This is a genomic window from Pedobacter ginsengisoli (assembly GCF_030244015.1).
GTDB classification, from domain to species: domain Bacteria; phylum Bacteroidota; class Bacteroidia; order Sphingobacteriales; family Sphingobacteriaceae; genus Pedobacter; species Pedobacter ginsengisoli.
On record NZ_JASSYX010000002.1, the window covers coordinates 415,204 to 437,548 of the forward strand.

Annotated in this window: 20 protein-coding genes and 3 tRNA genes; 12 read left to right on the forward strand and 11 right to left on the reverse strand. The window is 42.3% G+C overall.

Going from position 1 to position 22,345, the window contains the following annotated elements:
• Positions 1 to 13 precede the first annotated feature (13 nt).
• Complete coding sequence (locus tag QEP08_RS08915; RefSeq protein ID WP_349019028.1) at positions 14 to 2,539, reverse strand: bifunctional UDP-N-acetylmuramoyl-tripeptide:D-alanyl-D-alanine ligase/alanine racemase; 2,526 nt, start codon at positions 2,537 to 2,539, stop codon at positions 14 to 16.
• A 179-nt stretch (positions 2,540 to 2,718) separates the two neighbouring features.
• A complete protein-coding gene (locus tag QEP08_RS08920; RefSeq protein WP_285057378.1) occupies positions 2,719 to 3,405 on the reverse strand; it encodes a substrate-binding periplasmic protein in 687 nt (228 codons plus the stop codon).
• Between the two features lie 265 nt (positions 3,406 to 3,670).
• Between QEP08_RS08920 and QEP08_RS08925 the strand changes: the two genes are divergently transcribed.
• From QEP08_RS08925 to QEP08_RS08935, 3 genes are all read left to right on the forward strand, one after another.
• Entirely contained in the window at positions 3,671 to 4,159 is a 489-nt protein-coding gene (locus tag QEP08_RS08925; RefSeq protein ID WP_349019029.1) for a regulatory protein RecX, read from the forward strand.
• Between the two features lie 131 nt (positions 4,160 to 4,290).
• Positions 4,291 to 4,363 (forward strand) — tRNA-Gly (locus QEP08_RS08930).
• Between the two features lie 64 nt (positions 4,364 to 4,427).
• Positions 4,428 to 4,512: transfer RNA gene (locus QEP08_RS08935), tRNA-Leu, on the forward strand.
• A 142-nt stretch (positions 4,513 to 4,654) separates the two neighbouring features.
• On the opposite strand, the gene QEP08_RS08940 is transcribed toward QEP08_RS08935, so the two are convergent.
• The 4 genes from QEP08_RS08940 to QEP08_RS08955 form a co-directional block, all read right to left on the reverse strand.
• A complete protein-coding gene (locus QEP08_RS08940) occupies positions 4,655 to 5,059 on the reverse strand; it encodes an alpha/beta fold hydrolase (protein ID WP_285057379.1) in 405 nt (134 codons plus the stop codon).
• On the reverse strand, positions 5,059 to 5,544 hold the full coding sequence (locus QEP08_RS08945) for an SRPBCC family protein (RefSeq protein WP_285057380.1): 486 nt from the start codon (positions 5,542 to 5,544) through the stop codon (positions 5,059 to 5,061). The genes QEP08_RS08940 and QEP08_RS08945 overlap by 1 nt, the downstream gene beginning before the upstream one ends.
• A gap of 7 nt (positions 5,545 to 5,551) precedes the next feature.
• Complete coding sequence (locus QEP08_RS08950; protein WP_285057381.1) at positions 5,552 to 5,869, reverse strand: ArsR/SmtB family transcription factor; 318 nt, start codon at positions 5,867 to 5,869, stop codon at positions 5,552 to 5,554.
• A gap of 138 nt (positions 5,870 to 6,007) precedes the next feature.
• A complete protein-coding gene (locus QEP08_RS08955) occupies positions 6,008 to 7,216 on the reverse strand; it encodes a S41 family peptidase (protein WP_285057382.1) in 1,209 nt (402 codons plus the stop codon).
• Positions 7,217 to 7,486: 270 nt separating this feature from the next.
• Here QEP08_RS08955 and QEP08_RS08960 point away from each other — a divergent pair, with 270 nt between their 5' ends.
• Positions 7,487 to 8,734 carry a hypothetical protein gene (locus tag QEP08_RS08960; protein ID WP_285057383.1) on the forward strand — a complete coding sequence of 416 codons (1,248 nt, stop codon included), beginning with the start codon at positions 7,487 to 7,489 and terminating at the stop codon, positions 8,732 to 8,734.
• A gap of 242 nt (positions 8,735 to 8,976) precedes the next feature.
• Positions 8,977 to 9,049, forward strand: a tRNA-Gly gene (locus QEP08_RS08965).
• Between the two features lie 78 nt (positions 9,050 to 9,127).
• Here the strand turns inward: QEP08_RS08965 and QEP08_RS08970 are convergent.
• Together QEP08_RS08970 and QEP08_RS08975 are read right to left on the reverse strand one after the other, a co-directional pair.
• Complete coding sequence (locus QEP08_RS08970) at positions 9,128 to 9,835, reverse strand: LOG family protein (RefSeq protein WP_285057384.1); 708 nt, start codon at positions 9,833 to 9,835, stop codon at positions 9,128 to 9,130.
• Between the two features lie 18 nt (positions 9,836 to 9,853).
• Complete coding sequence (locus tag QEP08_RS08975; RefSeq protein ID WP_285057385.1) at positions 9,854 to 11,362, reverse strand: sodium:solute symporter; 1,509 nt, start codon at positions 11,360 to 11,362, stop codon at positions 9,854 to 9,856.
• Between the two features lie 84 nt (positions 11,363 to 11,446).
• Between QEP08_RS08975 and recR the strand changes: the two genes are divergently transcribed.
• The 6 genes from recR (at position 11,447) to trpA (ending at position 16,720) form a co-directional block, all read left to right on the forward strand.
• The gene (gene recR / locus QEP08_RS08980; protein WP_285057386.1) at positions 11,447 to 12,064 is read left to right on the forward strand and encodes a recombination mediator RecR; all 618 of its coding nucleotides are present in this window, start codon (positions 11,447 to 11,449) and stop codon (positions 12,062 to 12,064) included.
• Between the two features lie 4 nt (positions 12,065 to 12,068).
• Complete coding sequence (locus QEP08_RS08985; protein WP_285057387.1) at positions 12,069 to 12,884, forward strand: SDR family oxidoreductase; 816 nt, start codon at positions 12,069 to 12,071, stop codon at positions 12,882 to 12,884.
• Between the two features lie 266 nt (positions 12,885 to 13,150).
• The gene (gene trpD / locus QEP08_RS08990; RefSeq protein WP_285057388.1) at positions 13,151 to 14,143 is read left to right on the forward strand and encodes an anthranilate phosphoribosyltransferase; all 993 of its coding nucleotides are present in this window, start codon (positions 13,151 to 13,153) and stop codon (positions 14,141 to 14,143) included.
• Positions 14,140 to 14,772 (forward strand): phosphoribosylanthranilate isomerase, encoded by a 633-nt coding sequence (locus QEP08_RS08995; protein WP_285057389.1) that lies wholly within the window; start codon positions 14,140 to 14,142, stop codon positions 14,770 to 14,772. Before trpD ends, QEP08_RS08995 begins: the two co-directional genes overlap by 4 nt.
• The gene (trpB, locus tag QEP08_RS09000; RefSeq protein WP_285057390.1) at positions 14,769 to 15,950 is read left to right on the forward strand and encodes a tryptophan synthase subunit beta; all 1,182 of its coding nucleotides are present in this window, start codon (positions 14,769 to 14,771) and stop codon (positions 15,948 to 15,950) included. The genes QEP08_RS08995 and trpB overlap by 4 nt, the downstream gene beginning before the upstream one ends.
• Positions 15,951 to 15,952: 2 nt before the next feature.
• The gene (gene trpA, locus QEP08_RS09005) at positions 15,953 to 16,720 is read left to right on the forward strand and encodes a tryptophan synthase subunit alpha (RefSeq protein WP_285057391.1); all 768 of its coding nucleotides are present in this window, start codon (positions 15,953 to 15,955) and stop codon (positions 16,718 to 16,720) included.
• On the opposite strand, the gene nhaA is transcribed toward trpA, so the two are convergent.
• Positions 16,710 to 17,882 carry a Na+/H+ antiporter NhaA gene (gene nhaA, locus QEP08_RS09010; RefSeq protein ID WP_285057392.1) on the reverse strand — a complete coding sequence of 391 codons (1,173 nt, stop codon included), beginning with the start codon at positions 17,880 to 17,882 and terminating at the stop codon, positions 16,710 to 16,712. The genes trpA and nhaA overlap by 11 nt on opposite strands.
• 18 nt (positions 17,883 to 17,900) lie before the next feature.
• Positions 17,901 to 18,521, reverse strand: a complete 621-nt coding sequence (locus QEP08_RS09015) for an L-threonylcarbamoyladenylate synthase (protein WP_285057393.1) — start codon at positions 18,519 to 18,521, stop codon at positions 17,901 to 17,903.
• A gap of 75 nt (positions 18,522 to 18,596) precedes the next feature.
• On the opposite strand from QEP08_RS09015, the gene QEP08_RS09020 reads away from it, so the two are divergent.
• The gene (locus tag QEP08_RS09020; RefSeq protein ID WP_285057394.1) at positions 18,597 to 20,255 is read left to right on the forward strand and encodes an FMN-binding glutamate synthase family protein; all 1,659 of its coding nucleotides are present in this window, start codon (positions 18,597 to 18,599) and stop codon (positions 20,253 to 20,255) included.
• A gap of 72 nt (positions 20,256 to 20,327) precedes the next feature.
• Here the strand turns inward: QEP08_RS09020 and asnS are convergent, their stop codons facing one another.
• Positions 20,328 to 21,776, reverse strand: a complete 1,449-nt coding sequence (gene asnS / locus QEP08_RS09025) for an asparagine--tRNA ligase (RefSeq protein ID WP_285057395.1) — start codon at positions 21,774 to 21,776, stop codon at positions 20,328 to 20,330.
• Positions 21,777 to 22,345 lie beyond the last annotated feature (569 nt).

Genomic DNA, 22,345 nt, shown 5'->3' on the forward strand with positions numbered 1-22,345 from the left:
ACTTAGATAAAATTTACTCGTAAAAATAGACTCTTTTTACACGCTGGGATACGTTTGTGAGGATCTCATACGGGATAGTATCTATTTGTTTGGCCAGTTGTGCAATTGTCAGTTCACCGTTAAAGACAATGACTTCATCACCTGTCTTTACATTCAAACCCGTTACATCAAGCATACACATATCCATAGAGATCACACCTATCGTTGGAACCAGGGTGCCATTTACCAGCATTTTTCCAACACCGTTACCAAACTTGCGGTTGTATCCGTCTGCGTAACCAATTTTTACAGTGGCTATTGTTCCGCCTTCTGGCAATACACCTTTTCGGCCATAGCCTACCGTTTCATTTGGCTTGATGTGCTTGAGCTGAGTCACTGTGGTTTTCAGCACAGCAACTGTCTGCAAGCCCTTATTGTTGGCGATTCCGCAGTCGAAGCCATAAAGACCTATTCCGATCCGTACCATATCCAGCTGGGCTGCCGGATGACGCGAAATGCCGGAAGTATTGGAAATGTGCCTGATAAAAGTATAGTTCAGGCCACTTTGGATCTGATCAGCTATAGCCGTAAAACGCTGCAGCTGATGATTTGTAAAATCATCATGCTCGGGATCTTCACTAGCTACAAGGTGAGAGAAAACCGAAATGATCTTTACTTTATTTGATTCCTGCAGTATTTTCAAAAGATCACTCAGGTCAGGTTCTTCAAATCCGAGGCGATGCATTCCGGTATCAATCTTAAGATGTACCGGATAGTCAGCAGTGTGTTCATTTAAAAATCCCGTGAAGCTTTTTAATATATCCAGGCTATAGAGCTCAGGTTCGAGCTGGTGCCTGATGATCGCCTCAAAGCCTGACGACTCCGGGCTCATGACCATTATCGGCATTGAAATGCCTGCTTTTCGCAGAGCGACGCCCTCATCTGTGTAAGCAACTGCTAAATAATCTACCTTATGGTATTGCAGTAAATTCGCAATCTCAAAACTTCCGCTTCCATAAGAGAATGCCTTTACCATCGCCATCACCTTTACGCCGGGCTTTAGTTTATTTCGGTAGAATTGAAGGTTTCCTGACAAAGCATTGAGGTCAATCTCGAGGACAGTATCGTGAATTTTTTGAGAAATAAGCTTACTGATGCGCTCAAATTCAAACTTCCTGGCACCTTTGACAAGTATCGTTTCATTGTTGAAATGTATAGCAGGAAAATTGTCGATAAAATCTTGTGTGCTTTCATAAAAAGAGCTTTCCATCTCAAAACTTGCTGCTGACTGAGAAATGTGAGGGCCTATACCGATCAGCCTGTTCAGGTTTTTTTGTTTGAGCAGGGCCGCAATCTCGGTATACAGGTCCTGATCATTTTTGCCAGTCTCAACAAGGTCCGAAAGGATAAGGGTCTTTTTAGGGTGCTGGTTCTGCAGGTTTAAAAAATCAAGCGCTATCGCCAGTGAGGAGGTATCGGCGCTATAAGAATCGTCGATCACCGAACATTGGTTGATGCCGGTCTTCAGTTCCAGCCGCATACCTACATGTGTCAGTTTTTCCAGGCGAAGGTCAGCCTCATGAGGCGTATAGCCAAGCGCCAGTAGCGCAGCCCAGCAAATGATGCCGTTCTCCAGGGAAGCTTTGTCCCGAAAAGGGATCAGGCATTCTATTTCCTCTCCTTTGAACTTTGCCCGTACATAATTTCTGCCTTCAATGGGTTCCGTGAATAAAATGCGGAGATCCGCTTTCTGTTTCAGGCTCCACGAAAATTTAGTCTTTCCGGGCAGTTCATTCGGGTTCAGGCCCTCTGTATATTCCGGCGAGTATATGAAGAGGCCGGTATCTTTAAATAGCTTTAATTTTTCGAGCAGTTTTTCTTTATGTGATGAAAAACCCTCAGCATGTGCTTCTCCGATATTTGTCAGGATTCCTATGCCAGGTCTGATGATAGTCTCCAGGCTTTCCATTTCACCGGTCTTTGATATCCCTGCTTCAAATATGCCCATATTGTGTTCATTTTCTATCTGCCATACAGAAAGCGGTACACCGATCTGCGAATTGAAACTCTTTGGACTCCGGACGATGTCAAAATCGGCAGCCAGCAGCTGGTAGAGCCATTCTTTCACAATCGTTTTTCCATTACTGCCGGTTATGGCGATGACCTGCAGATCGTGCTGTTTGCGATTGGAGGCTGCGAGCGTCTGCAAGGCAATAAGTACATCCTTTACCAGGAGGACGTTTGCGTCGGGAAATTGCTTCAAATATTTTTCATCGCTGATCACGAAATTCCTGATGCCATTATCGTAGGCATCTTTAAGGTATTCATGCCCGTCTCGTTTAGAATTCAGGGCAAAGAACAGGGATTCTTCAGGATCTATTATGCTCCGGCTGTCGATCACCAGCTTACTTATCTTTGCATCATTCCAGGCGGAAAATGAAGTAGGGTTTAGTATTTCGGCAATCTGCCCGATGCTGTAAATGGCATGGCTCATGCTCCAAAAATAGTCAACTAAATCAGGATAACCAATGGGATATAATTCGTTAGGGTTCTGTTTCATAAATACTATATAACAACAGGGTGCTAACAGGGTCTTAACAGGGTGATAACAGGGTCGTTGATATAATTATTATCTTATTACGATATGGTAAAGACATCATATTTATATGGTTTCTGTAAAACAAAACCTTAGATTGTCCCTGGCCATCTGATAAGATAACAATAAGAATGTGATGTGGTTTAAAATTGGATATCAGTAAACCATTTTTTATAAATGGTCTGGTATACTCCGTTTTCCCGGAGCAAGGTCAGCACTTCATTGAACTGGTCTTTCAATTGCACATCTCCTTTGCGCATGGCTATGGCATATTGAGAATCTGTTTCAGGAAGAAACATGCCCACTTTCAGTTTTTTATTTTTCTGCAGAAAACCACCGGCTATTGGCGAATCGTCAATCAGTAAGTCTATTTTGCCCGCCTGAAGTTTTCTGTAAAGTTCTTTATTGGTTTCAGCGTGAACCATATTGTTGCCGGGAAAGTTGATATGTACATACTTTTCCGCCTCGGTAGCCTCCCGTATGCCTATGGTTTTATTCTTAAGGTCATTGATATTCCTCAGGTTGTCTTCCTGGTTTACCACTGCACAAAGTCTGAAATGGAGATAAGGATTGGTGAACTCAAGAATATGGCGGCGGGAGGGTGTTACGGTAACCGCAGAACAGATCAGGTCTAGCTCACCTTTAAATAACTTTTCAAGGATAGTTTGCCATAAGGACACTTCGTATTGGATTTCCAGATCCAAATGGTCAGTAATGGCTTTTAATAAATCGACTTCGAAACCCTCAAATTTCTCTGAATTGTAATCAGAATGCATAGGAAACGGCGCTGCCGAATCCAGTCCAACTTTTAATGCCTTTTTTTCAGCCATAAGGGTGGGGGTCTGTTGGTTCTATTTTGAGCAAATTTACATCTTTTTAAGAATAATTTAACATATCTAAGTTGAATTCCTTGCCAGATGTTTGAAAAATAAGAAGTTGTTGAATAATAATCGGTAAAACTCCGGATATTTTGAGATCCCTGTAGAGATTTCTGTTTTTTTTTAAAAAAAGGATAATCTCCTGGACAGGTTTTGTGTTTGTTGTTCAAAAAATAATATTAAGATAAAGCACTGCATTTTAGTATTATTGCAAATCGTGGAAGAACAAAAAAAACAGATCATTAAACTCAGCCGAAATGCTGCTTTAGCAAAAGCTGAACATTATTGTGCCTACCAGGAGCGTTCGCAGCAGGAGGTAAGGGATAAACTCTACGAGTGGGGGTTGTGGAAGGACGACGTGGAAGAGCTTATTTCTGAATTGATCCAGACTAATTTTTTAAATGAAGAGCGGTTTGCAATGGCTTATGTGTCCGGAAAATTTAAGATAAAAAAATGGGGAAAAGTTAAAATAAAGCAGGGACTTAAAATGAAAAGGGTTCCTGATAAGATGATTGCGAACGCGCTTAAGACCATAGATGCCGATGAATATTTGAAGACCATTCTGGTTCTGGCTGAAAAAAAAATAGGATCAATTCATGAAAAAGATGCTTATAAGAGAAAGTATAAACTGACCACTTACCTGATTGGCAGGGGTTTTGAAAATGATCTGATAGCAGATGTCTTGAAGTCCAATGACTTAGCGTAAGGGCTTCATTTTTATCAAAAATAACTTGACGTTATACTAAAAGTATTTATATTTGCAATCCCAAACGGAAACAAGGTTGTTTTGCAGCCTCCGCCCGTAAAAGGTGGTGCCCGGAGGGTACTAAAAACAATGCGAAAGTAGCTCAGTTGGTAGAGCACGACCTTGCCAAGGTCGGGGTCGCGAGTTCGAATCTCGTCTTTCGCTCTAAATGCATTCATACCAGGAAGCATTTATAAAATTAATCATACTGAATTTTAGTAGAGATTATGCTCAGATGGTGGAACTGGTAGACACGCAGGACTTAAAATCCTGTGACCTTAAAAGTCGTGCGGGTTCGATTCCCGCTCTGAGTACAAGATAGGACTTCTATCAAAAACGCCATTTCTGATATCAGAAATGGCGTTTTTATTTTTATCCTGTTTTCATTTAGTCTTTGTCTTATTTCTTTGGCATTAGGTTATCGTTTCTCTAACGGTTTATTAAGAAAAGTTTCAATCAATGGAATAACGAAATTTGACTGGTGTGTAAAGTTGTTGTTCCACCATTGCTAAAACCGAAAAAATCGGCTCTGTCAATCTTTAGGTGATGCAATAAACCAACCACGTCATCCGCATCTTGCTCAAAGGAAAGATCGCTATTTCTATCGCTGGTTCTCCCGTGAGCCTGGAGTTCAACGGCAATCACTTTACGGTGCTTTGATAGCATTGGAATCACCCTGCCAAAACTACTTTCGATTGTGGAGCCACCGCCGTGTATAAGCACCAAGGGTTTACCTTTTCCATAAACCTGATAAAACATTTTGATTCCATTAACCGGAGCAAAGCCGCTTTCTAGGGGTGATTGCGCATGCAATGATAATATTGATGCTGCTAAGAAGCCTGAAATTACAAACCTCTTCATTAATATGTTTTTTGCACTAGCTGATTTAATTTGTTGAACATCTTCACCCAGCTTTGGTAAGCACCTGTTTCTTTTGCCTTTTCTTCAGATACAGTCTGATGAATGGTCATTTTGGTACGCTGGCCTATTGACTCAAAAGTGACTGTTGCAACCTGACGTTCTGGCCAGTCTTCAACCTTGCCATTAGCAACTGAGCTCACCACATCTCCAGCTTCATTTGACATAACCATGGTAAATACTAGCTTTTCATCTTGCAGGATTTCTAAGTAAGTTCCAATGATCCAACATGGTCCGTGTATCGGATCCTGTATGCAGTAATGAAAATGTCCATCTGTTTTAATATCTATCGCTTTAAATTCAATACTACAACCATCTGGCGCATACCAGTGCCTTAATTGATCAGGATCTGTCCATGCTTTAAACACCACATCCCGGGGTGCATCAAACAGGTGGCTAATTAATAATTCATTTTTGTCTGACTTCATATCTATATTATTTTTTTGTGGAGGCAAGAAACCGGTCAAGCTTTTCAAATCGCTGGTTCCATAATTTACGGGATTGCATCACCCAATCAGTCACTTCATCAAGTTGGGCAAGTTGAGCTTCGCAAACCTGTTCCCGCCCTTTTTGATTCATGACAATCATTCCGCATTCTCTCAATATCTTAATATGCTTGGCAATAGCCTGCTTGCTCATATCAAGGTCTTCGCCAATCTGCGTAATATTTAGCGGTCCCTGCGACAATCTACTAATGATGATTCTCCTTGTCGGATCAGCAATGGCTTGAAATACATCTCTTCTTTCTATCATTATACAACCAAATGGTTGTCAAATATAAAGACAACCATTTGGTTGTGCAAATATTTCTGTGATTTAATTTTCACTACAATATTTGTACAGAATGTCTTTTAAAAAAAATGGTGACAGGTATCAATAAGCCATTCAACACTACCGTGTATAATGAGTAGCGACCATTGCCTCATCAACTCCCTTTGAAAAGTTTTTTACCGAATAAGTAATGGAAACATCCGGCACGAGCGGCCCGTCATGTCCTTTCCAGGTTTCCCAGTAACGGGTCGAATACGCAATGACAAATTTAGTATGAGGAAGCTTAAATCCCCTTACTTCTCCATAGTGATTCACACTACCGCTTGTTGGTTCGCCTAACAAGGTAGCATAGGTGCCCTGTTTAAGTGCGACTGCATTCAGCAATGCCGAGGAGAAGGTTTGCCTGCCAATCAATACAAAGAGCTTTCCTTTACTGTTCAGGTAGCTTTGCTGGATGCGATCAATAAAAGGCCTTAAAATGCCAGAGTTACCACCGCCGTTGTTACGCAGATCAATTACAAGACGCTGAGGCCTATTTTTAGCGATAGTGGCAAAAAGTTCATCGTTAAATGCGGAAAACGGATGTGAATTTTGTCCCTGGCATTTGTTGTAGTTAAAATAAAGAGTGCCACTTTTCGGATCATAGTTATACCAGTAATTCTCATTTTTTCCGGGCGAAAGCGGTCTGTTTTTTACTTCTATCAGCGGCAGGTTCATGGCCTCCTTGCCGGCAACAGATCTGATGATCCGTCTAATTGTTTTGCCATTGGGTGCGGTCAAATCAAATGTGGTCTCATCTGTGCTCCCGGTGATGTGTAATCCTTTCAAAATAACCGGATTGTTGATGAAATGAAGAAACCTGACGTTAAAAAAAGAAGCGTTTTCGCTTTGAATGATCTCCTTGAACCGGCTGGTGACCTCGGTGATGGAATGTCCGTTTACTCCGGTCAGCCGGTATAGCAGGACATCTGCGTTGGCAGTATCAGTTGCTGTGACATATATTCCCTCGGTAAACTTATTAAACCTGATGGGTATCACTTTGGTGAAATCCCGTTCGACATGGGTGTGTTCATCGCCTATGGCAACAGTAAGTTTAAAAAGCTCTGTAGTAAATGTCTCCTCATCAGGGAAGGTTAAACGTGATTCAATTGCAGCGATGTTTTTCTCGAAATCTGCTTTGCTGATCTTGGCAAAGAGATTAATGTGCTTTTTCGGCAGCGTATCTTTCAGGTACTTTAGATCTTCCAGATAATCGGCTCTGGAAAGTTGCTGGCAAAAGGCTAAACCGCTGTGGAGTAAAATAAAACCGAGTATAAATATTCTTTTCATCTAACTGTTCTTGGTCATCTGGTTTATAAGACACTGCAAGCATGCAAATGCTGCAGACAGGATTAGTACAGGATGCTGGTCGCATTTAGCTCTCGATAGCTTGAGATCATCAGGTGACGGATAAAGTAAAAACTTTTTATACAAATACTTTGCAATTCAAAGTATTTGTATTTAACTTTGAATTGCAAAGTGCTTTTTGTTGATATTTTTTTATATCTCAGGGGCTTAGTAAAAAACATACAAAAATATTTATCACATAAACCAACTGTTATGACACAAGATGAAATGCTCAGCCATCTAAACGATCCGGGGGAACTTGAAAAGATGTACAGATCTGATAAGGCAAGTTTTAAACGGATTTTCCGCGCACTATATCCGGACCTGAAAAACAATAGTCTTGCTGATTTTTGGAATGAAAGACTAAATTACGAAGGTGATGAAATCTACTGGGGTACCGGCAAGGACTTATTATTAGTGATGATTGCCTCGCTGCTGGCTGGCCTTATTGCAAAGTTGCCGGCGTTTTTTCCCCTGGGTGAGGAATTCTTTTATACGAGGAACTCCGGGTTTATCGTTTTCCCGCTGCTGACAGGCTATTTTACCTGGAAGAACAAATTATCTGCGGGTAAAATCGCTTTTATTGCTGGTTTAACTCTGGCAGGATTGATTTTTATCAATTCCTTTCCCGACGTTAAAAAAAGTGATACCCTTACTTTATCCTGTATTCATTTGCTCTTATTTCTATGGTCGATACTGGGTTTTGCCTTTGCAGGCGGGCAAAAAGACCTTGAGGGGAAGCGGCTTGGCTTTTTGAAGTATAATGGTGACCTGGTCGTTATGGCTGCTCTTATCGTGATAGCGGGTGGGATCATGAGCGGTATCACCGTCGGGCTTTTCTCGCTGATCGGTTTTAACATTGAAGAGTTTTACTTCAAAAACATTGGGATATGCGGACTTGCGGCCGTACCGGTTGTGGGCACTTACCTTATACAGACCAATCCACAACTGGTAGGCAGGGTTTCCCCCGTTATTGCGAAACTATTCAGTCCCCTGGTACTGGTGATGCTTGTAGTTTATCTTACAGCAATAGTTTATTCGGGTAAGGATCCTTATAACGACAGGGAATTTTTACTGATGTTCAATGCGCTGTTAATCGGCGTCATGGCCATTATTTTCTTTTCCGTTGCCGAAACATCTAAAACAACTAAAAATGACGTGGCGGTATGGGTGCTCTTTCTGCTATCTATTGTAACCATAATAGTTAATGGTGTCGCACTTTCTGCCATTTTGTTCCGGATTTCAGAATGGGGATTTACACCAAACAGGGCCGCAGTTCTGGGTGGAAATGTCTTGATTCTGATAAACCTGCTGCTGATCACCCTGCAGCTATTCAGGGTGCTTTCAAAAAAGAAGGACTTAAGCGCGGTTGGGAAAGCCATTGCCTTTTACCTGCCGGTCTACTTTGTGTGGACCATTATCGTGACTTTTATATTTCCGCTAATATTTGGGTTTAAATAAAAAGCAGATTTTTTAAAAAATATTATACTGATCACTAAAGCAATTGTTTGATTGAAATTGGTTGTCTCACAGTTATTTCTGTTTGAAAATCGAAAGAGTGGGTTTATAGACAGATATTGAAAAAGGGTTTTTGGATGATTAAATTGGCTAAAAAGTTTCAAATCATTTTCAAAATGGTTTGGAACTTGTATATTTGCAAGCACAATAAAAATGCCTGACCTATTTACAGGATAAATACCAATGCGAAAGTAGCTCAGTTGGTAGAGCACGACCTTGCCAAGGTCGGGGTCGCGAGTTCGAATCTCGTCTTTCGCTCATTAAAAAAAGCCTTCCCGACAGAAGGCTTTTTTTTATTGGTTGTTTTTTTAGTGGAATTACCAGTTTTTAAGATAACTAGAAGTTTGGCTTTAATACATATTTCTCGTAGAACCTGAAGATGTGTTCGGTCGCTTCTTCTGCTGTATCTACCAGTCTGAACAGATTTAAATCTTCTGCGTGAATGTTATGTTCTTTTTCCAGCATCGTCGTTTTAATCCATTCTACCAGGCCGCCCCAGTATTCTTTGCCGACAAGGACGATCGGGAACCTGGCGATCTTTCCGGTCTGGATGAGCGTGATTGCTTCAAACATTTCGTCCATGGTACCCATGCCACCCGGCAGTACGATGAAGCCCTGTGAGTATTTCATGAACATTACTTTTCTGATGAAAAAATAATCGAACTCGAGCAGTTTATTGTGATCAATATATTTATTGTGAAACTGCTCAAAAGGCAGTTCTATGTTTAATCCGACTGATTTACCGCCGTTGGTGTGCGCACCTTTGTTACCGGCTTCCATAATGCCCGGACCACCGCCGGTGATCACACCATAGCCTCTGTCGGTCAGGAGCCTGCCGCATTCCACCGCTATCTCATAATACTTATTGGTTTCCGCTGTTCTCGCTGATCCAAATATGGATACACAGGGACCTATTCTTGCGAGTTTCTCAAAGCCGTCAACGAATTCGGCCATGATCTTAAAGATCTGCCAGGAATCGGTTACCTTTATTTCCTGCCAGTTTTTGTTTTCAAATGCACTTCTTATTTTCTCTTCACTTGTCATGCGATAGGTATTTCAGAATTAAAATTTGGTTTGCTGGTCCGTTCTTTTGCTGATCAGCAGTAATCCGATAAAGGTAATCAGTCCATTTATTAAAATGAGTTCAACACTAAATGTATAGCCGCCCAGCAATGTTGCAGAATTGTCATTCAATATGTAGCACAGGGCCGGGGACAGGATGCAGATGACAGGGACGAATTTGTCATGCAGGCCTCTGTTTCTTACAAACAATCCGAAACTGTACAAACCTAACAACGGACCGTAGGTGTAAGAGGCTACTTTAAAGATGCCCTTCACCACAGATTCGTCATTAAACGCATTGAACAGGATAATGGTGACGAACATCAGCAGAGAAAAGGCAACATGCACAGTATGGCGTTTGCTGACAGATTCTCTGGAGTTTTGCTGATCCCCTTTATCCATTTGAAGAAAGTCAACACAAAAGGAGGTGGTGAGCGCGGTCAGCGCAGAATCTGTCGTTGCAAAAGTGGCTGCCGTGAGCCCCAGCATAAAAATAATGGCTGGTACAACACTCAGGTGGTTCAGGGCAATTTCCGGAAAAAGGAAATCTGTCCTTGGTTTTCCGGTGATATGGTCCAATGGGATCTCTATTCCGTTTTTGGTGGCAAATATATACAGCAACGCACCCACACTAAGAAAGAAAATATTGAGCACGACAAAGATCCCGGTGAAGGTGAACATGTTCTTCTGGGCTTCACCGATAGTTTTCATACTCAGGTTCTTTTGCATCAGGTCCTGGTCAAGGCCGGTCATCGCGATGGTCACAAATATACCCCCGATAAATGCTTTGCTGAAATGAAAGCCGTTGGTCAGGAAGTCATCAAAGAAAAAGATCCTGGAATAGCCACTGTTTTTAATGGTTTCAAAAGTTTGCGGAATGTCCAGGTTCAGACTGCTGCAAATGAAATAAAGGGTCAGGAAGACAGAAAGCACCAGGAAAAATGTCTGCAAGGTATCAGTGATGATGATGGTCTTTAAACCTCCTTTAAAGGTGTAGGACCAGATCAGCAGAAGTGAGATCAGAACTGTAGCCCAGAAGGGAACTCCATAGCTGTCAAAAATAAAGCGTTGAAGGACGATAACCACCAGGTACAGTCTGAACGCGGAACCGATAGTGCGGCTGATCAGAAATATGGATGCTGCAGTTTTATAACTGTAATGTCCAAGCCGCTGCTCTATGTAGCTGTAAATAGAGGTGAGGTTCATCCGGTAATAGAGCGGCAGCAACACCGTTGCAATAATGATAAATCCTACAGCGTTTCCCAATATGAACTGGAAGTATTGAAATTGGTTGCCGGCAGGCGCGCCAACTTCTCCGGGTACGGAAATGAAGGTCACTCCGGATAGTGCGGTGCCGATCATTCCGAAAGCCACCAGATACCATTTGGAGTTTCTATTGGCCACAAAAAAGGTAGAGTTATCTGATGACTTTTTTGAAGTTGCAAATGCAATAATGATCAGAATAAGGAAGTAACCAATTAAAAAAGACAGTAGTATCGCCGGACTCATAAGCTGGGTTTGTTAAGGTTCTAAATGTAAGAAACCATCATGAGTTTCCGCACATAATTGCTCAAATTTATCTAAGTTTGTAAAATGAACTTTTCTTCTAAACTGCTTGAAGACGCTGTTAATGAATTCTCGAAACTGCCCGGTGTAGGTCAGAAGACTGCGCTGCGGTTGGTTTTGCATTTGCTGAACAAAGATCAGGAAGAGGTGTCACATTTCGGCAATTCGATCATCCGGCTTAGAAATGAAATCAAACACTGCACTGTCTGTCATAACATTTCTGATCATCAAATTTGTGAGATCTGTACAGCAGTTAAACGCGACAAAGAAGTGATTTGCGTAGTGGAAGATACCCGGGATGTGATGGCTGTAGAAAACACGTCTCAATATTTTGGAGTATATCATGTACTGGGCGGACTGATCTCTCCGATGGACGGCATTGGTCCTTCTGATCTGTTTATCGATTCCCTGGTGCAGCGTGTGGCTACTACCCCTGTAAAAGAAGTGATCCTGGCACTTAGTGCGACCATGGAAGGCGATACGACTCTTTTTTATCTGTATAAAAGACTAAAGGACTTTCAGATCCCAATCACGACCATTGCCAGGGGTATTGCTTTTGGAGGCGAGCTGGAGTATGCCGATGAGATCACACTGGGCAGATCAATAGTGACCAGGGTGCCTTATGAAAACTCATTAATTAAATAGCTGAATGGATTTTAAGAATAAAGTAGTCATCATCACCGGGGCATCATCAGGTATCGGCAAAGCTTGTGCTGAAGAATTTGCCAAACGGGGTACAGATCTGGTGCTTGCTGCCAGGCAATATGTTACGCTTTGTGAAATCAGTGCTGACCTGGAAAAAAGATACGGCATCAGAGCAGTTGCTGTGCAGACAGACGTAAGTAAGGAGGAAGATTGTGAATTGCTGGTAAAACAGTCGATAGTCACTTATGGGAAAATAGACATTTTGGTGAACAATGCGGGCCTGTCTATGCGGGCACTGTTTAATGAAGTAGATCTCTCTGTGCTGAAGCACCTGATGGATGTGAATTTCTGGGGAACGGTCTATTGCACAAAATATGCTTTGCCTGAAATTTTGAAAACCAGAGGCAGTGTGATTGGTGTATCTTCTATTGCGGGTTATAGAGGTTTGCCCGGACGCACGGGTTATTCTGCTTCCAAATTTGCCATGAACGGTTTTATGGAGTCGCTGCGCACTGAACTGTTGAAATCGGGGGTACACGTGATGGTGGCATGCCCGGGTTTTACGACCTCAAATATCCGCGTAGCGGCACTGGCGAAGGACGGTGCGGTACATGGGGAAACGAGTATGGAAGAAGGTAAAATGATGACCCCGGAAGAGGTGGCAATCACAATAGTGGATGGAATTGCTGCGAGAAAACGGACGCTGGTGATGACCGGACAGGGCAAACTTACGGTTTGGATCAATAAGTTGTTACCTGCGTTGGCCGATAAACTGGTGTTTTCTCATTTCACAAAAGAGAAAAATGCCCTCATCAAATAATTTTTTCAAGAAACATTTGTTGTTTCGCAAAAACAATTCCATATTTGCTGCAGAAATGATACAAAAAAACGGACATAACATTTGGTGGTGGCACAGCGCAATAGCGTAGTGTAACCCTGTATTTGAACGTTTTATTTTATATAAAAAGATTTTGAGGGTTGCTATAAGGCAGCCCTTTTTTTGTTTCGGACAATTTGAAGCTGCTGCAAACCATTTAGCATAGCGTAAAAAAACAATTAAAAACTTCCGGTGAGGAAGAAACGGATATGAAAAAGATATTAAACCATTTATTTGAAAACAAGACTTTTAGCAGGAACGAAGCACAAAAGATACTGACTTCGATCGCATTGGGTGAATTCAACAGCTCACAGATCGCAGCTTTTATTACTGCCTATGGCATGCGAAATATTACCGTAGCAGAATTGCAGGGTTTTCGTGATGCGATGCTTGACCTTTGTGTGAAACTTGATTTTTCTGATTATGAACTGGTAGACCTTTGCGGCACGGGGGGCGACGGTAAGGATACTTTTAACATTTCGACACTTGCTTCATTTGTAGTTGCCGGAACAGGAAATAAAGTAGCGAAACATGGCAACTATGGTGTATCCTCAGGCTGCGGGTCTTCTAACGTAATGGAATATCTGGGCTATACATTTACCAATGATCAGGATACTTTAAAGCGCAGTCTGGATACAGCCGGTATTTGTTTTATACATGCACCGCTGTTTAATCCGGCAATGAAAACGGTAGCACCGATCCGTAAGGAGTTGGGTGTGAAGACATTTTTTAATATGCTTGGGCCAATGGTGAATCCGGCGCAGCCAAAAAACCAGATTGTTGGGGTATTCAGCCTGGAACTTGCCCGTTTATATGCCTATTTGTATCAGGACACCGACAAGAACTATATGATATTACATGCGGTGGATGGTTTTGATGAAGTGTCGCTTACCTGCGATTTTAAAACATTCAGCAAGAGTGGTGAGGCATTGGTAACTACAGCTGATCTGGGGTTTACCCAAATTGAAGAGGGTGCGATAAAGGGTGGTGACACTGTAGAATCATCTGCAAAGATCTTTATGGATGTGTTGAATGGTGCAGGTACTGAGGCGCAGCAAAATGTAGTGCTTTGTAACGCTGCGCTGGCTCTGCAGACCATTGACAGCACTAAATCCTTTGCAGATTGTTTTTACGCAGCGGAGGAATCGCTAATTGGTAAAAAAGCATTAAGCAGCTTTAAAGCGCTGACAGGAAGGTCATGAAGCTCAGACTGAAAATATGCGGAATGAAGGTGCCTTCAAATATTTTAGAGGTGGCTGCTTTGCAACCGGACTATATGGGTTTTATATTTTATAAGCAGTCAAAAAGGTATGCAGGCGGACTTTCTGCTGAACTGCTGGAAGATTTGCCTCTGAATATAAAAAAGACCGGGGTGTTTGTGGATGAAAGTTTGTCTGTTGCAGCGAAATTCGTGACAGAATTTGGTTTCAGTGCAATACAGCTTCACGGTGCCGAGACTCCGGAATATTGCCTGGAGTTAAAAGAGGTTCTTCCCCAGGGAACAGAAATCATTAAAGCCTTCGGAGTGGATGAACGCTTTGATTTCGCTCAGCTGAGGGCTTATGAGGCTGTGGTTGACTATTTTTTGTTTGATACCCAAACACCCGGTCATGGCGGCTCAGGTAAGGTGTTCAATTGGAGTCTGCTGGCCCGGTACGAACTGGGTAAGCCTTATTTTCTGAGCGGAGGAATAGGACCGGAACATGCCGAAGACATCGGCAACCTAAAAGATAAACGGCTTTATGCCATAGATGTGAACAGCAGGTTTGAGCTGGAGCCGGGTTTGAAGCAAATTGATAAACTGAACGATTTTAAGAATAAACTACTATGAGTTATTTTGTAAATGAAAAGGGCTACTATGGTGATTTCGGAGGTGCATATATTCCGGAAATGTTGTATCCTAATGTAGAAGAGCTGAGACAGAATTACCTGAAGATCATGGCAGATGAAGATTTCCAAAAGGAATTTCATCAGCTGCTGAAGGATTATGTCGGAAGGCCCTCGCCTTTGTATCTGGCCAAACGCCTGTCGCAAAAATACAATGCCAATATCTTTTTGAAAAGAGAAGACCTGAATCATACCGGGGCACACAAGATCAACAATACGATAGGACAGATCCTGCTGGCAGAGAAGCTGGGCAAGAAAAGGATTATTGCCGAAACTGGTGCCGGCCAGCATGGTGTAGCTACAGCTACGGTCTGTGCTTTACGCGGACTGGAGTGTGTGGTGTATATGGGAGAGGTAGACATTAAACGTCAGGCGCCTAACGTAGCCAGGATGAAAATGCTCGGAGCCAGGGTAGTTCCCGCGACTTCCGGAAGTAAGACTTTAAAGGACGCGACCAACGAGGCCATGCGTGACTGGATCAATAATCCGGTAGATACCCACTACATCATTGGTTCTGTTGTGGGGCCGCATCCTTATCCGGATATGGTAGCGAGGTTTCAGTCTGTTATATCAGAAGAAACTAAAAAGCAGCTGATTGAACAGACCGGCAGCGATCAGCCTGATTATGTACTGGCCTGTGTAGGCGGAGGAAGTAATGCCATAGGCATGTTCTATCATTTTATTGATGATGAAAAAGTAAAACTGGTAGCTGTCGAGGCAGCTGGTAAAGGGGTAGATAGCGGTTTTTCCGCGGCTACAACGGCTTTAGGACAAGAGGGGGTGCTACATGGCAGCAGGAGCATTTTAATGCAGACACATGACGGACAGGTAGTGGAACCACATTCGGTCTCCGCAGGGCTTGACTATCCGGGCATCGGCCCTCAGCATGCGCATCTGTTTAAGACTGGACGCGGAAGTTATGTTTCGATCACTGATGATGAATCTTTGCAGGCAGGGCTGCTGCTGACGCAAATGGAAGGGATCATCCCGGCGATTGAAAGTGCCCATGCCCTTGCGTACCTGGAGAAAATGAAGTTTACGGGTAATGAGAATGTGGTGGTGTGCCTTTCAGGCCGCGGCGACAAAGACATGGATACCTATATGAAATATTTTGGCTTATAACAATGAACAGAATTAAAGAGTTATTTCAGAAAAAGAAAGATATATTATCGATTTATTATACAGCAGGTTATCCTTCATTGGGAGATACCGTGGCCATTGCGGAGGCTTTACAGGAGTCGGGGGCGGATTTGCTGGAGATTGGCTTCCCGTATTCCGACCCGGTTGCGGATGGTCCGACAATACAGGCCAGCAGTAAGCAGGCACTAGATAACGGAATGGATCTGAAGCTGCTGTTTGAACAGTTAAAGAACCTTCGTGCCAAAGTAACAATACCTGTTTTGTTAATGGGCTATGTAAACCCGATGTTGCAATTTGGCGTGGAAAATTTCTGCAAAGCCTGTGTGGATGCAGGGGTGGATGGTTGTATCGTACCTGATCTGCCTATGGTAGAATATGAGGAGCTTTACAAAGCTGTATTTGCAGATCATGGGCTAAGCAATATTTTTTTAGTAACACCCCAAACCTCTACGGAAAGAATCCATAAGATTGACAGTTTGAGCAATGGCTTTATTTACCTGCTTTCTTCTTCTGCGACTACCGGTCAAAATCTTCAGGTTGGCGATACTACAGAGGCTTATTTTTCAAGGATAGCGAATCTTAAGTTAAAGAACCCTACTATGATCGGCTTTGGAATCAGCAGTAAAGAGACTTTTAATAAAGCTTGTCAATATGCTAATGGTGCAATTATAGGCAGTGCATTTGTGAAGGCGCTGGATAAAAGCGATGTTCAGGGCAGTGTAAAAAGATTTATAAAGGAGTTCAGGCCTTAGTTTTCTTAATCGATTTCAGAAACATAAACCCAATAAGTCCGGATATAACCGAGGCGCAAAGGACAGCAAATTTTGCTTCGGTTATGTCCATCTCATTGCTGAATGAAAGCAGAGATATAAATATTGACATGGTGAATCCAATGCCGGCAAGCATTCCCAGTCCAATAATGTGTTTCCAGCCCGAGCCCGAAGGCAAGCTGCCCAGCTTAAACCTGACAGCCAGCCATGAAAATAAGGTCACTCCAATTGTTTTGCCAGCAAAGAGACCCGTGACGATGCCTAATCCTAAAGGCGATACCAAGCCTCCCAGCATTTCTTTTTGAAAAGTGATATTGGTGTTTGCCAAAGCGAATATTGGCATGATAAAGTAGTTGACTGGCCCATTCAGCAAATGTTCCAGTTTTTCCAGCGGAGATTCTGTATTTGTGGTGTTGGTCGGTACCGTAAGTGCGAGCAGTACTCCGGCAATAGTAGCATGGATGCCTGAATGATGAATAAAATACCACAATACCATGCCAGGAACCAGATAGAAATAAAGTGGCTTCACCTTGAAGTAGTTAAATATTAAAAGCACCAGCAATACTCCGCCAGCCCATATTAAATAATCAAAATGGACCTGGTCAGTATAAAAAATGGCAATAACCAATATGGCACCCAGATCATCGACTATTGCCAGTGCCGCAAGAAATATCTTTAAGGAGGCCGGCACACTTTTGCCCAGCATAGCGATTATGGCCAGTGCGAAAGCGATGTCTGTAGCCATGGGGATACCCCAGCCGGAGGCTGTCGGGCTGCCACTGTTGAAAATAAAATAGATGAATGCCGGAACCAACATTCCACCTAAGGCAGCTACAACAGGTAATGAAGCTTTTTTTATCGAGGAAAGCTCGCCTTCAACCAGTTCCCTTTTGATTTCCAGTCCGACGAGCAAAAAGAAAATAGCCATCAGTGCATCATTTATCCATGCCGCCACAGTAAATGAGTAGGCTTTTGTTCCAAAAGTAAAACCAAGATCAGTGGAAAGAAGGTTCGAAAACTCTTCTTTATATCCTGAATTTGCAATAGATAAAGATATGATTACGCAGACCATAAGCAGTATGCCGCCAATTTGACCGGAGCGGAAAAAATCTCTGAATGCCTGCAGATTAAGTAGTTTGGTCATGTAAATGAATATAAGAGATTATAAATAGCTGTTGAGGTCGCCTTTTCCTTCACGAATGATCTCAAAGTCTCCGGAGGTACAATCTACTACGGTTGAAGGTTCGTTGTCTCCATAGCCGCCATCTATTACAATATCCACATGTTCTTCATACTTTTCATGAATCAGTTCGGGATCAGTAGAATATTCGACTAAATCATCATCGTCGTGAATGGAGGTGGAGAGGATGGGATTGCCCAGCTGCTTTACAATTTCCCGGGCGATGTCATTATCCGGCACCCTGATTCCTACTGTTTTTTTGTTGGAACTCAGTAACTTGGGGACATTGTTATTGGCGTTGAATATAAATGTAAACGGACCCGGGAGTGCTTTTTTCAGTAACCTGAATACGGTGGTATCTATTGGTTTGATGTAGTCTGAAATGTGTCTCAGATCCGAGCAGATGAATGAAAAATTCGCTTTTTCAGGTTTAATGCCTCTTAGACGGCAGATCTTTTCTATTGCCTTTTGATTGGTAATGTCGCAGCCCATACCGTATACCGTGTCGGTTGGATAGATGATGATACCGCCTTTCTTCAATACCTCTGCAACTTGTTCAATTGCTTTTGGGTTGGGATTTTCAGGATAGATTTTTATGAGCATATGTAAATTTACAAAATCCTGATCCGAAATCAGATATTTATTGTTCTATTGGTCTTTTTAATAAATTAAAGCAATATGAGAAAAGCATTTATCGCTATTGCAGCCTTTTTAGTGGCACTTACTATAATGTTGGGCCTTACTTATCCGCCATTATGGTGGATGGCCATTTTTACTTTTCCTCTGGTAATTTTGGGCATTTATGATCTTTATCAACCGAAGCATAGTATCGTTAGAAATTATCCGGTTGTGGGCAGGCTCAGGTATTTTATGGAAGATCTCCGGCCCAAGGTTTATCAGTACTTTGTGGAAAGTGATACCAATGGTAAACCCTTCAGCAGATTGAACCGCTCCCTGATCTATCAGCGTGCCAAAATGGAGAACGATACTATTCCTTTTGGCACCCAGCTGGATGTTTATGAAAATGGATATGAATGGCTGAGTCACAGCATAGCGGCCGTTAGCCATCACGAACTGGATGAAAATCCGCGGGTGCTGGTGGGGGGTCCGGATTGTGCCCAGCCTTATGCCGCTAGTATTTATAACATTTCTGCGATGAGTTTTGGTTCTTTGAGTCAGAATGCTATTCTGGCTTTAAATGGCGGTGCCAAAATGGGCGGCTTTGCCCACAATACAGGAGAAGGAGGTATCAGTGATTATCATTCACTGCCCGGTGGAGACCTGATCTGGCAAATCGGAACTGGTTATTTTGGCTGCAGACATCATGATGGTACCTTTAATTACGAAGCATTTGCCGAAAGGTGTAAATCTGAGCAGGTAAAAATGATTGAGATCAAATTGTCACAAGGGGCAAAACCGGGACATGGCGGCATATTGCCGGCTAAAAAAGTTACGCCTGAGATCGCCAGGATCAGGTTGGTTAAAGAGGGGTTTGATGTCATTTCCCCACCTGCCCATTCCGCTTTTAAAACACCTCTTGAGCTGATTGCATTTGTGAAGAAACTGCGTGAATTGTCCGGAAGCAAACCCGTAGGCATAAAGTTATGTATTGGCAGGAAAAGCGAGTTTTTTGCCATATGTAAGGCAATGTCAGAAACAGGCGTGTATGTCGACTTCATCACCGTAGATGGGGGTGAAGGCGGAACCGGAGCATCCCCACAGGAGTTTTCCAATGCAGTCGGTATGCCTTTAAGGGAAGGGATAGCTTTTGTGTACGATGTACTGACCGGGTTCAATCTGAAGAAACACATCAAGATCATTGCTTCGGGAAAGATAGCTTCAGGCTTCGACCTGGTCAAGAACATAGCGTTAGGTGCAGATCTGTGCAATTCAGCAAGAGGAATGATGTTTGCTCTTGGCTGTATACAAGCACTGGAGTGCAACAGCAATACTTGCCCGACAGGTGTGGCGACACAAGATCCCAGCTTAATGAAAGGACTTGTGGTTGAAGATAAAACGGTAAGGGTATTTAACTTTCACAGACTTACTGTAGCGAGTGCGGTCGAACTGCTTGGTGCGGCTGGTCTGCACCATCCATATCAGCTGACAAGAGTTTATATCAACAGGAGAATTGCGCCAAATGTGATGCAGTCTTATATGGAGAGTTTTCCATACATACCGGAGGGTAGTTTGCTCCAAACACCATATCCGCTGAGATTTGAGCTGGGTATGGCACTCAGTACGTCAGCTAGTTTTGCACCAACAGATTATAAAGTTTCCAGGGTAGATTATGCACATGCCAGCTCATTTAATGACGATTTGGAAGATAATAACTGAATCTAAGCATTAACAATACGAACGGCCTGGTAATAAAAATTACCGGGCCGTTCGTATTGTGTAATATGTTCGTTAAAACTCAGCATTTTTAGGGAAACGGGGGAACGCGATCACATCTCTGATGTTGGTCATTCCTGTTACAAAAAGCACAAGTCTTTCAAAGCCAACGCCAAAGCCGGAATGTGGTGCCGAACCAAAGCGTCTGGTATCTAAAAACCACCAAAGCTCTTCTTGCGGGATTCCCAGTTCTTCCATTCTGCTTACCAGTTTATCCATACGTTCTTCTCTTTGCGATCCACCAACCATTTCTCCAATACCAGGAAAAAGGATGTCCATAGCGGCCACCGTTTTTCTGCCTTGTGCATCCGGCTCATTTTGTCTCATATAGAACGATTTGATGTCAGCAGGATAATCAGTCAGGATCACCGGCTTTTTAAAATGTTTTTCAACCAGGTAGCGTTCATGTTCTGATTGCAGATCATCACCCCATTCGTCAATCAGGTATTTGAACTGTTTTTTCTGGTTAGGTTTTGATGATCTCAAAATTGCTATGGCCTCGGTATAGGTTAACCTTTCGAAGTCGTTGTTCAGGCAGAAACTAAGCTTGTCTATCAGTGACATTTCACTCCGTTCATTCTGAGGTTTTGTTTTTTCTTCTTCTTGTAACCTGCCGTTCAGAAAATCGATTTCTTCCTTACAGTTGTTCAGTGCATAATCGATTACATATTTCAGCATGTCTTCTGCGAGTTGCATGTTGTCTTCCAGATCAGCAAATGCGACCTCGGGCTCAATCATCCAGAATTCTGCAAGGTGACGCGTGGTGTTGGAGTTTTCCGCTCTGAATGTGGGTCCAAAGGTGTAAATCTGCCCAAAGGCCATTGCAGCCAGTTCACCCTCAAGCTGACCCGATACTGTCAGGTTGGTGGAACGGGCAAAGAAATCTTCAGAAAAGTCAACTTTTCCATCTTCGGTACGTGGTGGATTTTCAAGATCAAGAGTGGTGACTCTAAACATTTCACCTGCACCTTCAGCATCGGACGCTGTAATGATCGGCGTATGCATATAGACAAAACCCCGTTCATTGTAAAACTGATGGACTGCAAAAGCAAGCGCATGACGCACTTTGAAAATGGCGTTGAAAGTATTGGTCCGGAAACGCAGGTGGGCAATTTCTCTTAAAAATTCCAAACTGTGTTTTTTGGGTTGTAAAGGGAATTTTTCGGGATCGCTGTCGCCTAATATTTCAATTGAAAGGGCCTTGATGTCCACACGCTGGCCTTTGCCTAAGGATTCAACAACAGTTCCTTTTACAGAAATCGCTGCTCCAGTAGTGATGCGTTTTAGTAAACCTTCAGGTGTATTGTTAAAGTCGACTACGATTTGGATGTTTCCCATACAGGATCCATCATTTATTGCGATAAACTGGTTGTTGCGAAAGGTGCGCACCCAACCCATAACGGTTACTTCTCTGTTAAACTCAGTTGTCTCTAGCAGACTTTTTACTTTTTCTCTTTTAATCATGGTTTTATTGTGGAGAGGGTCAAAAATAAGGAAATACTTCAAGAAATAACAGGGCTTATTTTAATGCACCTATTTTATCAGATTGGTGTTTTTATTGTGTGATTTTTTAATATTTTGATGATAATAGCTATGATATTGGTGTGTTTTTGTGGTTTAATGTTGATTATTTGTGTTTATTATTATAATATAGATGAGTTTTTGATTTTTTCATATTTATTTTGGCAATTTCTTGTGGAATTTATCTTGTTTTGTGGGTATATCTTGATTTTTGTTAGTTTATTTCGGTATATTGTTGTGTGTAAATTGAATTTTAACCAAAATATTTTAAAAAATAAATGAATTTTTATGTTTTTTTAATAAAAGTTTCTATATTTGTAATGCTCGTTTAATTTATATTTGGTTAGAGAGGCCAACAATTGGATAGTTGTTGGCCTCTTCTTTTTAAGAGCGTATAATTTTTGATAAATACAAAAGGGACATCTGGTGCGAGACGTCCCTTTTATTTTTTCGGTGTTATCAGCCGGCCGATGATAAAACCTATTGCCAGGCTGACTGAAAAAAATAAGGGA